Origin of the sequence: Streptomyces sp. R35 (genome assembly GCF_041053035.1) — a bacterium.
GTDB lineage: Bacteria > Actinomycetota > Actinomycetes > Streptomycetales > Streptomycetaceae > Streptomyces > Streptomyces lutosisoli.
In genome coordinates this window covers 6,473,918-6,487,719 of record NZ_CP163440.1, presented here as the reverse complement: position 1 = coordinate 6,487,719, position 13,802 = coordinate 6,473,918, and the positions used below count along the sequence as shown (strand labels likewise).

Genomic DNA, 13,802 nt, shown 5'->3' with positions numbered 1-13,802 from the left:
CCCTCAGTCCCATTCCAGGCCGCCGCGCCGCCATACGTACGCGTACGCGACGAAGACGGTGAGCACGAAGAGCAACATCTCCACGAGCCCGAAAACACCCAGGGCGTCGAAGGTGACGGCCCAGGGGTAGAGGAAGACGATCTCGATGTCGAAGACGATGAAGAGCATCGCCGTCAGGTAGTACTTGATGGGGAACCGCCCGCCGCCGGCCGGCGTCGGGGTCGGCTCGATACCGCACTCGTACGCTTCGAGCTTGGCGCGGTTGTACCGCTTCGGACCGATCAGCGTGGCCATGACCACGGAGAAGATCGCAAAGCCTGCCCCGAGGGCTCCCAGTACGAGGATCGGCGCATACGCGTTCACGCTCCTCGCTCCTCTCAGTCGGCACTGACTGGTGGCGGTTCGGCGGGCATGCACTTCTGCCTCACCAGCCCCACGAACCACACCCGTCCCGGCGAAGATCGCGAACATGTGAAGCAGGTCACAAGCCCAACTGCCTCGCATCTTATGCCCGGCGGTCTGTGATCTGCGACACGGGGTATTGCACAAGCTTTGTGATCTCCACCACCTGACGAACGATCATGAAGTCGGATGAGCAGTGATCTTCATACGCGAAGCGTCCGGGTGATCACCAGAGGTGACATTTCCGCTCGTCACCGCAGGTCCAGGGCGGCGTCTCCATATCAAGAGAGTTCCCCTGCATGCAAATTGGTGATGGACGCGGAGCCTTGATAGAGGAGCGCGTTCACACTTCGGAGGGAGTCGCGCGGTCAGGTGTGGACGCGTGCACGCGTTCACGAGCGGAGGCGGCCGGGACCCCCGCGCGAGACGCCACCGCCGCGGTGACCGTTCCGTGACCTGCGCCACATCTCCCTATGAGTCAGATAAGCCGGGCTTGGCCATCCGCTTCAACCAGTGGTAGGCGACGGGCAATTCGGACGTAATACGGAAAGGCCTTGATCACGGGCTCGATGGGCCGTGTCCGCAATGCCCGTTACGGCGTCAATAAAGGGTGACGCGCGATGAATTCGGCCGTGGATTGAACAAGTGTGGCGCAGCACACGTTTCTTGAAGGTATGGAGGACCCCCTGGTACCGCTTGTACTCATGTCCCACACCGCTCACATACGCAGCCACCGGAAGCCCCGCCGCAACGCGTCGTCGCTCGCGATGCGCGCCGGAGTTGCCGGTGGCGTTCTCAGCACCCTGGCAGTGGCTGGTGCGTCCGGTTCGGCGAACGCTGCCGAGTCCACGACGCAGACCCTCGAACTGCCCGCCCTGACGGCCGACCTGGCCGCCCAGGTCGCACAGTCCGCGGACGCCACCCAGCAGGCCGCGGCGAACTACGAGCTGCAGGCGGAGCGTGACGCGGCCGCCGCGAAGGCCGCCAAGCAGGCCAAGGCCGACCTCGCGGACGCCAAGGAGAAGGCGGAGGCCAAGAAGAAGGCGGCCGAGGCCGCGCGCAAGGCCGCCGCCGCCGAGGCTGTCTCGCGTTCCTCCGCGCGGACCACTCTGTCCGCCTCCGCGTCCACGAGCGTCTCGGCCCCCGCCAGCGGCAGTGTCGCGACCGTCATCGCCTTCCTCAAGGCGCAGGTCGGCGACGCCTACGTCATGGGCGGCACCGGCCCCAACGCGTGGGACTGCTCCGGTCTCGTGCAGGCCGCGTTCAAGCAGGTCGGCGTCGACCTGCCGCGCGTCTCGCAGGACCAGTCGACGTCCGGTACGCCGGTCTCGCTGTCCAACATCCAGGTCGGCGACATCCTGTACTGGGGTTCGGCCGGCTCGGCGTACCACGTGGGTGTGTACATCGGCAACGGCCAGTACCTGGACGCCGCCAACCCCTCCAAGGGTGTGGTGATTCAGGACCTTTCGGGCTATCCGGCCACGGGCGCGGTGCGCGTTCTCTGACGCGCGGGTGTCTTCCGAAGGGCCGCTCCCCCATCGGGCAGCGGCCCTTTCGGGCTACCCCATTCGCCCCATCTCGTTCACCTTTTCCGATTCGCCCTATCCGAGGTCGAATGTGTTGGGCAGGCCCAGTTTGTAACGGAGTTCGTCCACGCGCTTCAGCGGCTCCATCTCCGGCGGCCGGTACAGCTCCCGGATCTCACAGCGCTCGGCGCCCGAATGGTCCGCGTCCAGCAGCGCGTTGACCGCCCGGCGCGCGGACTCGTTGGCGCCCTCCATGGTCGCCAGATCCACGTCGGTGCGTACGTAGTCGCCGGCGAGGAAGAAGTTCGGCACCGCGGTCCGGGCGGAGGGACGGTTGTAGAGGGTTCCCGTCGGATGGATGAGGAGCGGCTCGCGGTTCTGCGGGTCCGGGCCGCCGAGTCCCGTCACCGCCGGGTCCATGAACCAGCCGAGCCGGTCGGCGTCCGTGAGCGTGGTCTTCCCGGAGTCGTTGAGGCCGTCCTTGAGCTGCGCCCAGGCCTCGGCGACGATCTCCTCCTTGGTGCACTCACGGGCCGTCTTGCCGTACAGGATCCCGGGCTTGTCCCACTCCGAGACGATCACGGAGAGGCAGTCGTGGACGGTGCCGTCTCCGTAGTCGGCCGAAAAGTCGCGTACGTCCCAGAACTGGGCCTGTCCGATGCCCGTCACCGACCACGGTGAGTCGAGGCAGTTGATGTGTCCGTGCACCACTGGCGTCGGCGTGCGCAGATAGAACTGGATGCCCACCATCCAGTCCGTCTTCAGGGCGTCGCACTTGGCGAGCTGCGGGTCGGCGGCGCGCAGGGCCGGGCCCCAGGTGCCGCGGGCGTGCTCGACGGGGAGCGCGGAGACGTAGTGGTCGGCGGTGACCGTACGTTCCTGGCTGCCGTCGGGGGCCGATACGCGTACGCCGGTGACACGCCCGCCCGCGTACAGGACCTCGCGCACCTGCGTACCCGTCACGAACTCGACGCCCAGGGAGCGTAGATACGTCTCCCAGGGGGCGATCCAGGCCTCACTCGTCGGGGCGTTGAGCACGCGGTCGATGTCGGCGTCGCCGTCCATGCCGCGGCCGAGGAGGCCCCACAGCAGCAGGGCCTCGATGATGACGCGGCCGACGGTCCGGGTGGAGGCCACCTCGGCGCGGGTGGCGACGAGGTTGCGGGTCTGGCCGATGCCGAGGAGCGTCCGGTACTCCTCGCTCATGTCCTCGGCGCGGATGAAGTCCCACCAGGAGGTCTTCTCCCACTGGTCCTCGCGGCGGGCGTCGCAGCTGGTGAGGTGGACGAGGAGACGGTCGGCGAAGTACGCGGCCTCGTGGGCGGGCAGCCGGGTGCCCAGGTCGAGGACGGACAGGAGCTGGTCGCGGATCCAGGACGGGGTGAGGTCGCCGGGGGCGGGCGGGGTCGTCACCCGCCGCAGGGGGAAGTGCAGATCGGGGCGGCCGCCCGAGCGGGCGAACAGGGCCTCGGTACCGCCGCGGAGGTTGTCGTGGACGCCGTTCGCGTTGCCGGGGAAGGGAATCCGGCGCATCGTGTCCGGGAGGTTTCGGTAGAAACCGGGGAAGAAGCGGAAGCCGTGTTCGCCGGGGAGGGGTTTGCGTCCGCCGCCCGCCGTCCCCGGCGCGTCCATCGAGCGGGCCTTGCCGCCGAGGACGTCGTAGTACTCGTAGACGGTCACCGCGTAGCCCCGCTCGGCGAGTTCATGGGCGGCGCTGAGACCGGAGACGCCGCCGCCCAGCACGGCGACGCGCTTGCCGGAGGCGGCGCTCGCGCTGCCGGGCCATAACGCGACGGCACCGACCGCTCCTCCGGCCCCCGCCAGGAAGCGTCTGCGGGTGTGGCCGGTCTGCTCCTGAGGCTGTTGCGCATGTTCTGTTGTCATGAGTACGGGAGGGTAGGGAGCGGCGCCGGAGGCCGGAAGACCGCAACCCGGCCACCCACAGCATCCTCACACCCGAAGGAGACAGCGATGCCCCGTGTGTTCGTTCAGGGAAGGCCCGTCGACGCGTATCCGCGACTCGCACCGGAGGCCCGGCGCGGATCGGTGCGGCGGATCACCGAGGTGGGCGAGGAGGTCCTGCACCGGCCGTGCCGGGACGTGACCGAGTTCGGTCCCGATCTCGCCGCGCTCATCGCCGACATGTTCCTGACCATGCATGTCGCCGACGGCGCGGGGCTCGCCGCGAACCAGGTCGGTGTCGATCTGAGGCTCTTCGTGTACGACTGCCCGGACGACGACGGTGTCCGGCACGTCGGCCACATCGCCAACCCGGTACTGGACCCGCTCGACCCGGCCGGCCGGCGCCTCCTCGACGAGGGCGAGGGGTGCCTTTCCGTACCGGGCGCCGTCATGGACGTACTCCGGCCCGACCGCGCCGTCGTACGCGGCTTCGACCAGGACGGGAACGCCCTGGTCATCGAGGGGACGGGGTACTTCGCCCGCTGCCTCCAGCACGAGACCGACCACGTCGACGGCCAGATCTACCTGGACCGGCTCTCCCAGCGCGAACGGCGGGACGCGCTGCGGCAGATGGAGGACCGGCGCGAGCGGGTGTTCGCCCGCCGCGCCGACAAAGAGGCGGAGCTCAGCCGGTAGACCGCGCGGGGCTCACGCCTTCGGGGCCACCTTCGACAGGCCGTTGATGATGCGGTCCATCGCGTCGCCGCCCGTCGGGTCCGTCAGGTTCGCGAGCATCTTCAGCGTGAACTTCATCAACAGGGGGTGCGTCAGGCCGCGCTGAGTGGCGATCTTCATGACCTTCGGGTTGCCGATGAGCTTCACGAAGGCGCGGCCGAGGGTGTAGTAGCCGCCGAAGGTGTCCTTGAGGACCTGCGGGTAGCGCTGCAACGCCAGCTCCCGCTGGCCGGGGGTGGCGCGCGCGTGGGCCTGGACGATGACGTCGGCGGCGATCTGGCCGGACTCCATGGCGTAGGCGATGCCCTCGCCGTTGAAGGGGTTCACCAGGCCGCCCGCGTCGCCGACCAGCAACAGGCCCTTGGTGTAGTGCGGTTGGCGGTTGAAGGCCATGGGGAGGGCGGCGCCGCGGATCGGGCCGGTCATGTTCTCGGGGGTGTAGCCCCAGTCCTCCGGCATCGAGGCGCACCACGCCTTCAGCACCTCGCGCCAGTCCAGTTCCTTGAAGGAGTCGGAGGTGTTGAGGACACCGAGGCCGACGTTCGAGGTGCCGTCGCCCATGCCGAAGATCCAGCCGTAGCCGGGGAGGAGGCGGTCCTCGCCCGGCCCCCGCTTGTCCCACAGCTCCAGCCACGACTCCAGGTAGTCGTCCTCGTGGCGCGGGGAGGTGAAGTACGTACGGACTGCGACGCCCATCGGGCGGTCCTCGCGGCGGTGCAGGCCCATCGCCAGGGAGAGGCGGGTGGAGTTGCCGTCGGCGGCGACGACCAGCGGCGCGTGGAAGGTGACCTCGCGCTTCTCCTTGGAGTCCGCGTCACCGAGCTTGGCGTGCACGCCGGTGATCCGGCCCGTGCGGTCGTCGATGATCGGAGCGCCCACGTTGCAGCGCTCGTACAGCCGCGCGCCCGCCTTCTGCGCCTGCCGCGCCAGCTGCTCGTCGAAGTCGTCCCGCTTGCGTACGAGGCCGTAGTCGGGGAAGGAGGCGAGATCCGGCCAGTCCAGCTGGAGTCGGACGCCGCCGCCGATGATGCGCAGGCCCTTGTTCCGGAGCCAGCCGGCCTCCTCCGAGATGTCGATGCCCATCGACACGAGCTGCTTGGTGGCGCGCGGGGTCAGGCCGTCACCGCACACCTTCTCGCGCGGGAACGCGGTCTTCTCCAGGAGCAGGACGTCCAGTCCGGCCTTCGCCAGGTAGTACGCGGTGGTGGAACCGGCTGGCCCGGCCCCGACGACGATGACATCGGCGGTGTTCTCGGAGAGGGGCTGGGGCTCGGTCACGGCGGGTTCTCCCCAAGATTCGGAATCAACGTGCCGACGGGCACTGGACATGGGCAGTCTATGCAGCAGTACTGATCACCTGGCTGAAGGGCTGCCCCGTGAACCGAGCTCTCCCCGACGTACAGCTCCGAGTCCCCACCGACGAGGACGCCTTCGCCTGGCACCGGATCTTCGCCGACCCGGAAGTCATGGAGTTCCACGGGGGCAGGGCGGCCGAGTTGTCCGTGTACGAGGAGCTCACCGCACGGCAGCGGCGGCACGACGCCGAGTACGGGTTCTGTCTGTGGACGATGGTCGACTCGGAGGGTGACGTGCTCGGCTTCACCGGCGCCCAGCCGTGGCCGCACGCCTGGGGGCCGACGGGGCAGATCGAGATCGGCTGGCGGCTGGGGCGGGCGCACTGGGGCAAGGGGTATGTCACGGCGGCCGCCCGCACCACCCTGGAGCGGGTCCGCGCGGCGGGCGTCGGCCACGTCGTCGCCATGGTCAACGCCCGCAACGAACGCTCCATCGCGGTGACGCGGCGGCTCGGCATGGAGCTCGCCGAGCGGTTCACCCTGCCGGCGTCAGGGCTGGAGGGGCACCGCTACCAGCTGGCCCTCTGACGGAGCCGGGCACGTCTCCTTACGGCTTCCGGAAGGGCACGGGCGAGGCTTACCCTTCCGGTACCGCTGGGGGTGACGTCTGTGCGCATAACACCCAAGACACCCGAAGTGCGCGTACCGCGGCTCGTGGGCCTGATGGCCGTGGACGCGCGCGAGACGGCCGAGGCGCGAGGGGTGCTGCTCGCCGCGCCCGACCGGCCCGACTTCCATCTCACGGTCGTCGATTACGTCGTACGCCAATATCCCCCGCCGGGCGCCGAGATCCCGCGCGGTGCCGTGGTCACCGTATGGTTCGACCTCGGTGACGCAGAGGGCGGCACGGGGGTGCGCGAGCCGCGGCTGCCACGTCCGCCGTCGGGCGGGATGCGTCGCGAGCTCGACGAGCCGGGCGACCCGTTCGAGGTCCTCAGGTGACCCGGCCGGCCGTCAGGTGACCCGGCCAGGCAGGAAAGGCGCGCTCAGGCCTGCTTGAAGCCCCGGTGCAGCGCCACGACGCCGCCCGTCAGGTTCCGCCAGGCCACCTTTGACCAGCCGGCCTTGCGCAGCCGCTCGGCCAGTTCGGGCTGGTTCGGCCAGGCGCGGATGGACTCGGCGAGGTAGACGTACGCGTCGGGGTTGGAGGAGACCGCGCGGGCGACCGGCGGCAGCGCACGCATCAGGTACTCGGTGTACACCGTGCGGAACGGCGCCCATGTGGGGTGCGAGAACTCGCAGATCACGACACGGCCGCCGGGCTTGGTCACCCGGTACAGCTCGCTCAGCGCGGCGTCGGTGTTCTGCACGTTGCGCAGTCCGAAGGAGATCGTGACCGCGTCGAAGGTGTCGTCCTTGAAGGGCAGCTTCGTCGCGTCGCCCGCCGTGAGCGGCAGCCAGGGGTGGTTCCTCTTGCCGACCCGGAGCATGCCGAGGGAGAAGTCGCAGGGCACGACGTACGCGCCGGTGCGGGCGAAGGGGAGGGACGAGGTCGCCGTACCGGCCGCCAGGTCCAGGATCTTCTGCGCGGGCCGGGCATCGACGGCCTTCGCGACCTCCCGGCGCCACACCCGGTCCTGCCCGAGCGACAGCAGGTCGTTCGTCAGGTCGTACCGTTCCGCCACGTCGTCGAACATCGAGGCGACTTCGTGCGGCTGCTTGTCCAGGGATGCGCGGGTCACGGTCCCATTGTGGCAGTACGAGCCGGGCGACTCTCCAGCGCCCGGCCCGTACGCCGGTCTTGCGCGACCCCTTTGGCGCCCCTCTCGGGGAGCCCTAGGAGGCCACCCCCGGGGAACCCCGCGGAGGCCACTCCCAGGGAACCTCGCAGGGGCCGTCCTCAGGGCAGCAGCTTCGGCTTCTTCTTCGCGGCCACGTCCTCGACCCAGCCGAACAGCGGGATCGCGACCCAGATCAGCACCCAGCCGATGCCGAACATGAACCACTGGCTCTCCAGCGGCAGCCACTTCTCGAAGGCGGGCACCTTCCAGAACTGGTCGATCAGCGGGACCGCGAGGATGAGGGCGATCTCGTGCCAGAGGTAGATCGTCACCGCGCGCCCGTTGAAGATCGTCACGATCCGGTCGAGCCGTTTGAAGCGGGCGAGCCATGCGAAGTCGACGTTGTAGTACGCCTTGAAGTACATCAGCAGCGTGACGAAGCCGGCCGACCAGAAGGCCTGGGCGATCGGGATCTCGTCCAGGTCGTAGGTGCCGAACTCCCCTTGGTGGCCGAAGGCGAACCAGCCGCCGTACACAAGCGCGGCCAGCGACGCCAGCACCACCAGGGCGGGCTTCAGCCGCTGGAGCACGCCCTCGCGGTGCGCGAAGCCGACGAGCCAGCAGAACAGATAGGTGGCCAGGTCGGTGATGGCGCTGCCGAAGCGGTCCCACGGCGGCGTCCAGCCGTACTGGAAGACCACGATCGGCACGAGGGAGAGGAGCAGGACCGGGATGGGGGCCTTGCGGAAGATCCACAGGAGCAGCGGGGAGAGCAGCACGAACCAGAGGTAGGTGCGCAGGTACCAGAGGATCTCCCAGGCCTGGATGCCCCAGTGGTTGCCCGGCGGGTCGCCGACCGGAACGACCCAGAAGACGATCTGCCAGCCCGGCATCCAGTCATGGATCATCATCGCGACCACGACGAAGAAGCCCCAGAACCAGAAGGGCGGCAGCAGCCGCCTCATCCGGCTTTTGACCACCTTGAACGCGGGGCGCTCCAGGGACTTGGCCATCAGGGTGCCGGCGAGCGCGAACATCACGCCCATGGAGGGGAAGACCATGCCGGCCCAGGCCCACCCGAAGGTGTGGTACGTGACGACGCGGACCAGGGCGAAGGCGCGCAGGGCGTCGAAGTAGCGGTCACGGCCGCCGGCTTTCGCCTTCGGCTTCGGCTCCTCCGGTTCCGTGGGCGGCGGCTCCTCCGCCGCAGCGGGAGCGGCGGTCTGAGCGGGGGGCTCGGACGGAACGGGGTCCAGCTGAGCGGTGGTGGAGGCCGCTTCCGGTTCCTCGGGCGCGTACGACCACGGCTGCTCGTACTGCGTGGGCTGTACGGGCTGCGCGTACGGCTGCTGCTGCACGGGCTGGGCGTACGGCTGGGGCTGGGCATAGCCCTGGCCGTACCCCTGGTCGTACCCCTGGTCGTACTGCGGGTATCCCTGCCCGTACTGCTGGGGCGGGGCCTGCTGCCCCCCGTACCCGCCGTAGCCGTAACCCTGCTGGCCCTGCGGCCCTTGCTGGCCCTGCTGTCCCTGTTGTTCCGAGCCCCAGCTCATCTAGCTCACTCCTGCCGGAGTCCCGACCTCACCCGTGCGCTTGAGCTTCTGCCAGCGCAGACGTCCGCCGGTCAGGGCCGTGACGCAGGAGTGGATCAGAACGAGGTACATCATCTGGCGGTACGCGAGTTGCTGCAGCGGCAGCATCGCGAGGTAGCGGTACTTCTCCCGGTCGAGTCGGAACGCGTAGGCCGCGCAGACCAGTTGGACGGCGAGGACGGCCAGCCAGGCGAGCAGCGCGGCCTGGAAGTCCACGAAGATCATCGAGTAGACGGTGAACACGTCGATGAGCGGCGCGAAGACCGGCGTGACGATCTGGAAGAGCACGACCAGGGGCATGCCCACGCGGCCGAAGCGGCCCGAAGGCCCCTTGTCCGTCAGGGACTTGCGGTGCTTCCACAGCGCCTGCATGGTGCCGTACGACCAGCGGTAGCGCTGCGACCACAGCTGCTTCAGCGAGCCGGGCGCCTCCGTCCAGGCCTTGGCGTGCTCCTGGTAGACGACCCGCCAGCCCGCGCGGTGCATGGCGATGGTGATGTCCGTGTCCTCGGCGAGCGTGTCCTCGCTCATCCCGCCGACCTCGAGGACCGCGTCCCGGCGGAACGCGCCGATGGCGCCCGGGATGGTGGGCATGCAGCGCAGCAGGTCGTACATACGGCGGTCGAGGTTGAAGCCCATCACGTACTCGATGTGCTGCCAGGCGCCGATCACGGTGTTGCGGTTGCCGACCTTGGCGTTGCCCGCGACCGCGCCGATCTCCGGGTCCGCGAAGGGCTGCACGAGCTGGTGCACGGCGTCCGGCTCGAAGACCGTGTCACCGTCCATCATCACGACGATGTCGTAACTCGCGTTGCGGACGCCGTTGTTGAGGGCGGCCGGCTTGCCCGCGTTCTCCTGCCGGATGACGCGGACGTTCGGCATGCCGAGCGACTCGGCGATCTCGGACGTGTTGTCCTCGGAACCGTCGTCGACGACGATGATCTCGATCGGATGGGTGCTCTTCGCCAGCGACTTGAGGGTGTTGGCGATGCACTCCTTCTCGTTGTACGCGGGCACGATCACGGTCACCGGCCGGGTGACCGTCGGGCCCCAGCTGAACTTCCCGCCCCTGCCGCGCTTCCTGTTGCGCTGTCTGTAGTGGCGGCGGGCGAGGATCAGCATCATCCCGAACCGGCCCATCACGGCGACGCCGACGACGACCAGGAACCAGGACAGCGCCGGTACGACCCATTCGGCGACCGCGACCGCCCAGATGAGGGCCTTGCCCTCGTAGAGCGTGGTGCCGGTGGCCGTACGGTGGGCGGCCTGCGCGCTGTTGATCTTGACAGCCGTGCCCGAACCCGAGGCCGTGCCCGAACCCGAGGTCCCGCCCGTGGCACCGGGCGGCTGCTGGCCGGCCCGCTGACCGGCCCCGGCGGCCTGCCCCGCGCCGCTGCTCGCCCGCGCGGCCTGGTTCAGCTTGGCCTGGGCGCCGCTGACCGTGGTGAAGGTGTAGCCCTTCGCCTTCATCTTCTTGATGTACGTGTCGAGCGCCTTGACCGTCTGCGAACGGTCACCGCCCGCGTCGTGCATGAGGACGATGGCGCCCTTGTTCTTCTTCGGCGTGGCCCACTGGACGATCTTCGAGACGCCCGGCTTCTTCCAGTCGTCGCTGTCGGTGTTGACGAAGACGCTGGTGTAGCCCAGGCCGCCGATCTCCTGGTAGACCGGCCAGCTGTAGTTGTCGACGGCGTTGATCTCCGACGAGTACGGGGCACGGAACAGCGTAGTGGTGACGCCCGCCGCGCCCGCGAGGGCCAGCTGGGTCTGCAGCAGCTCGCGCTTGAGGCGCGCCGTGCTCTGGTACGAGAGGTCGACGTGCGTGAAGGTGTGGATGCCGACCTCGTTGCCCTGGTCCACCAGATTCTTCACCACGCTCGGGTAGCGCGAGACCATCGAGCCCACCATGAAGAAGGTGGCCTCGATGTCGTTCTCCTCAAGGACCTTGAGGACCTGTGGGGTCCACTCCCCGGTCGGCCCGTCGTCGAAGGTGAGCACGATGGTCTTCTTGGGCACGGACTGGGTCTTCGCCGTGCCGTTGTTGAAGGTCAGGATGGGGCCGCCGTCAAGGATCTTCTCGGGGACCTTGTCGTAGGCCGCGCCGTCGCGTACCCGCGAGTCGTTGCCGATCTCGGAGCGCAGGTAGCCGTCGAGCAGCATCACGCTGGTGAGTCCGAGCAGGAGCAGCAGGGCGAGGATGACACGCGGCTTCTGCAGCGCCGCGGCCTTGCCGGCCGCCCGCTCCATCTTGGAGGGGGCGCGCCGACGGCCGCGCGAGGGCGTCGTCGTAGTCATGAGAGTGGGTGCGTCCCGGTCACTTGGCGCCTGTGGAGGCGGACACGGAGGGAGCGGAGGAGGGCGGGGTGCCGGTGGGAACGCCGCTGGGGGCGATGCCGCCCTGCGGCTGCAAGTTGCCGCCCGGAGCGGAACCGGACTGGCCGCCGCCGAAGGGGAACAGCGAGGACGGCGTCAGCGAGGTACCCCAGCCCATGAAGGCCATGCCGAGCACGGCCGCGTAGCCGAGACATACGACGCCGATGAGGATGCCGACTCTGCGCAGCAGGCGGGCTCTGCGCCCAGAGTTGTCCACGAACACGGGACCTTCCAGGGCCCCGCTGCCGCGTTTGCGGCGGCGTCCGCGCACTTCGGCGCGGTTTTCGATGACTGACTCGGATTGCATTCCCCGGATATTAGGAGGCCTTTATGTGGCCAATTCCAAGGTTCTCATGTGAGAGACCCATGAGACTTGGCCCAACCTGTTCATTCCCTGAGAGAATCCATGAACATCTGCGCAGCTCAGGCCCGACACATACAGACCTTATGCCCCACTTTTCACGCCCGACTCATCCCCTTTGAACCCACTTCCCTATGCACTTTCTATGCACATTCCGCGTTCTTGGATCTCCACCGGATGTGCCACCTTTGAACTCCGGAATCGCACTTTGTTTCCGTCCTGAGACAGAAATCACGAGAGCGGGTGCATGTGCAATGAGGAGTTTCCTGAAGCCGGCCGCCGGGCTCGTCTGCCTGGTGGCTCTGGCCTGTGCGGGGTGCTCCTCGGGCGGTGACGACACGTCGGACGCCGCGCCCTCGCAGACCCCGCCGACCAGTGCGGCGCCCTCCGAGAGCGAGTCGTCGTCGTCCTCGTCCTCCACCTCGTACGCCCCGTACGTGAGCGCCACCACCGCGTCCGACACGGACTCGACCGGGTCACCGACGACGTACAACCTGGCCTTCGTGATCTCGGACGGCAGCGACTGTGCGGCGAAGTGGAACGGGACGTACGCCATCGGCAACGCGGCCGTGAAGTCCCGGATCTCGGCGCTCAAGGAGTCCGGCGCGAGCGTGCGCGTCTCCTTCGGCGGGGCGTCCGGGAAGGAGCTGGCGTCCACCTGCGACAACGTGACCGAGCTGGCAGCTGCCTACGGGGCGGCGCTGGACGCCGCCGGGTCGACGCAGGCGGACTTCGACATCGAGGGCGACCAGCTGACCGACTCCGCCTCGGTCAAGATGCGCTCGGCGGCGATCGCGGTGCTCCAGAAGGAGCGCCCCGATCTGAAGGTCTCCTTCACGCTGCCGGTCATGCCCTCCGGCCTCGACTCCGACAGCCTGGCGCTGCTGGAGTCCGCCAACGACTCCTCCGTGAAGGTCTCCACCGTCAACATCATGACGATGAACTACGGCACGTCGTACAGCGGTGACATGGGCGACTACGCCATCACGTCCGCCAAGGCGGCCCACGATCAGCTGGAGGACGTCTTCGGGCTGTCCAGCGCGGGGGCGTGGCAGGGGCTCGCGCTCACGTCGATGATCGGGGACAACGACGTCTCGGGCGAGACGTTCAGCCTCTCGGACGCGGCGCAGGTGCGGGCGTTCGCTGAGGAGAAGGAGGTGGCGTGGGTGTCCATGTGGTCGACGTTCCGGGATCAGCAGTGCGAGGACGATGACTCTGCGTCTGATGATGCGGCTACCGATTGCAGCGGGGTTGAGCAGGACTCGGGGGCGTTTGCTGAGGCGTTGTCTGGGTGAGTTTGCGGGTGCGGGTTGTGTGTGGCTGGGCGCGCAGTTCCCCGCGCCCCTTAAGGGGCGCTGCCGAATCCCTTGGCTGGAAAGTTCAGCGGCGCCTGTGTACCAAGCGGCCCGCGCACACCGTTGCGATGCACGCGCCGGTCTCGTCGAACACGGCGAGGTCGGCGCGGGCGGTCTGGATGATCGCAGGTCGTCGCTCCGCGCCCGGGAGGATCACGACGTCGTTCCGCTCCGCGGCGGCCCGCAGTTCAGGCGAGTCGACGTACTGGCCCAAGACCGCCACCGCGCCCAGTTTCAACACCGCGTGAATGCGTTCACGCGGTGTCGGCGCGTCCGGGAGTGGTCCCTCGTGGATGCGGGCGGGGCCGAGGACGCCGGGCCAGCGGCGTACACGGGCGCCCGGGTACCGCTCCTGGAGCTCGCTCAGCGGCCCCGTGGCGGCGACCCTCGCGCCCTCCACCACGACGGCACCGCCCTTGACGGGCGCGGAGTCGTCCCACCCGAACCGCAGCTCGTCGGCGGCGTGAATCGTCAGCATGC

13 protein-coding genes are annotated in these 13,802 nt (G+C 68.7%); 5 read left to right on the top strand and 8 right to left on the bottom strand.

All coding sequences use genetic code 11. The features are described from left to right. Window positions 1-3 precede the first annotated feature (3 nt). Window positions 4-363, bottom strand: a complete 360-nt coding sequence (locus AB5J50_RS29505; RefSeq protein WP_007383963.1) for an NADH-quinone oxidoreductase subunit A — start codon at window positions 361-363, stop codon at window positions 4-6. Window positions 364-1,076: 713 nt separating this feature from the next. Here AB5J50_RS29505 and AB5J50_RS29500 point away from each other — a divergent pair. Further along, the gene (locus AB5J50_RS29500; RefSeq protein WP_327430847.1) at window positions 1,077-1,907 is read left to right on the top strand and encodes a C40 family peptidase; all 831 of its coding nucleotides are present in this window, start codon (window positions 1,077-1,079) and stop codon (window positions 1,905-1,907) included. Window positions 1,908-2,003: 96 nt separating this feature from the next. Here AB5J50_RS29500 and AB5J50_RS29495 read toward each other — a convergent pair whose 3' ends face one another. Beyond that, a complete protein-coding gene (locus AB5J50_RS29495; protein WP_369261236.1) occupies window positions 2,004-3,812 on the bottom strand; it encodes an FAD-dependent oxidoreductase in 1,809 nt (602 codons plus the stop codon). 87 nt (window positions 3,813-3,899) lie between these two features. Between AB5J50_RS29495 and def the strand changes: the two genes are divergently transcribed. Continuing rightward, window positions 3,900-4,526, top strand: a complete 627-nt coding sequence (def, locus tag AB5J50_RS29490) for a peptide deformylase (protein ID WP_327430845.1) — start codon at window positions 3,900-3,902, stop codon at window positions 4,524-4,526. 12 nt (window positions 4,527-4,538) lie between these two features. Here the strand turns inward: def and AB5J50_RS29485 are convergent, their stop codons facing one another. Beyond that, entirely contained in the window at window positions 4,539-5,843 is a 1,305-nt protein-coding gene (locus AB5J50_RS29485) for a geranylgeranyl reductase family protein (protein WP_369261235.1), read from the bottom strand. A 98-nt stretch (window positions 5,844-5,941) separates the two neighbouring features. Between AB5J50_RS29485 and AB5J50_RS29480 the strand changes: the two genes are divergently transcribed. Further along, window positions 5,942-6,448: a GNAT family N-acetyltransferase gene (locus tag AB5J50_RS29480; RefSeq protein WP_369261234.1), complete on the top strand. Its 507-nt coding sequence runs from the start codon at window positions 5,942-5,944 to the stop codon at window positions 6,446-6,448. 81 nt (window positions 6,449-6,529) lie between these two features. Further along, the gene (locus AB5J50_RS29475; RefSeq protein WP_369261233.1) at window positions 6,530-6,862 is read left to right on the top strand and encodes a PASTA domain-containing protein; all 333 of its coding nucleotides are present in this window, start codon (window positions 6,530-6,532) and stop codon (window positions 6,860-6,862) included. 44 nt (window positions 6,863-6,906) lie between these two features. Here AB5J50_RS29475 and AB5J50_RS29470 read toward each other — a convergent pair whose 3' ends face one another. From AB5J50_RS29470 to AB5J50_RS29455, 4 genes are all read right to left on the bottom strand, one after another. Further along, window positions 6,907-7,602: a demethylmenaquinone methyltransferase gene (locus AB5J50_RS29470; protein ID WP_369261232.1), complete on the bottom strand. Its 696-nt coding sequence runs from the start codon at window positions 7,600-7,602 to the stop codon at window positions 6,907-6,909. Window positions 7,603-7,760: 158 nt separating this feature from the next. Then, window positions 7,761-9,194: an acyltransferase family protein gene (locus tag AB5J50_RS29465; RefSeq protein ID WP_369261231.1), complete on the bottom strand. Its 1,434-nt coding sequence runs from the start codon at window positions 9,192-9,194 to the stop codon at window positions 7,761-7,763. After that, complete coding sequence (locus AB5J50_RS29460) at window positions 9,195-11,528, bottom strand: bifunctional polysaccharide deacetylase/glycosyltransferase family 2 protein (RefSeq protein ID WP_369261230.1); 2,334 nt, start codon at window positions 11,526-11,528, stop codon at window positions 9,195-9,197. Window positions 11,529-11,547: 19 nt separating this feature from the next. Then, window positions 11,548-11,913, bottom strand: a complete 366-nt coding sequence (locus tag AB5J50_RS29455; RefSeq protein ID WP_369261229.1) for a hypothetical protein — start codon at window positions 11,911-11,913, stop codon at window positions 11,548-11,550. A gap of 308 nt (window positions 11,914-12,221) precedes the next feature. Between AB5J50_RS29455 and AB5J50_RS29450 the strand changes: the two genes are divergently transcribed. After that, a complete protein-coding gene (locus AB5J50_RS29450) occupies window positions 12,222-13,262 on the top strand; it encodes a chitinase (protein WP_369261228.1) in 1,041 nt (346 codons plus the stop codon). A gap of 85 nt (window positions 13,263-13,347) precedes the next feature. Here AB5J50_RS29450 and AB5J50_RS29445 read toward each other — a convergent pair whose 3' ends face one another. After that, window positions 13,348-13,800, bottom strand: a complete 453-nt coding sequence (locus AB5J50_RS29445) for a hypothetical protein (RefSeq protein ID WP_369261227.1) — start codon at window positions 13,798-13,800, stop codon at window positions 13,348-13,350. Window positions 13,801-13,802 lie beyond the last annotated feature (2 nt).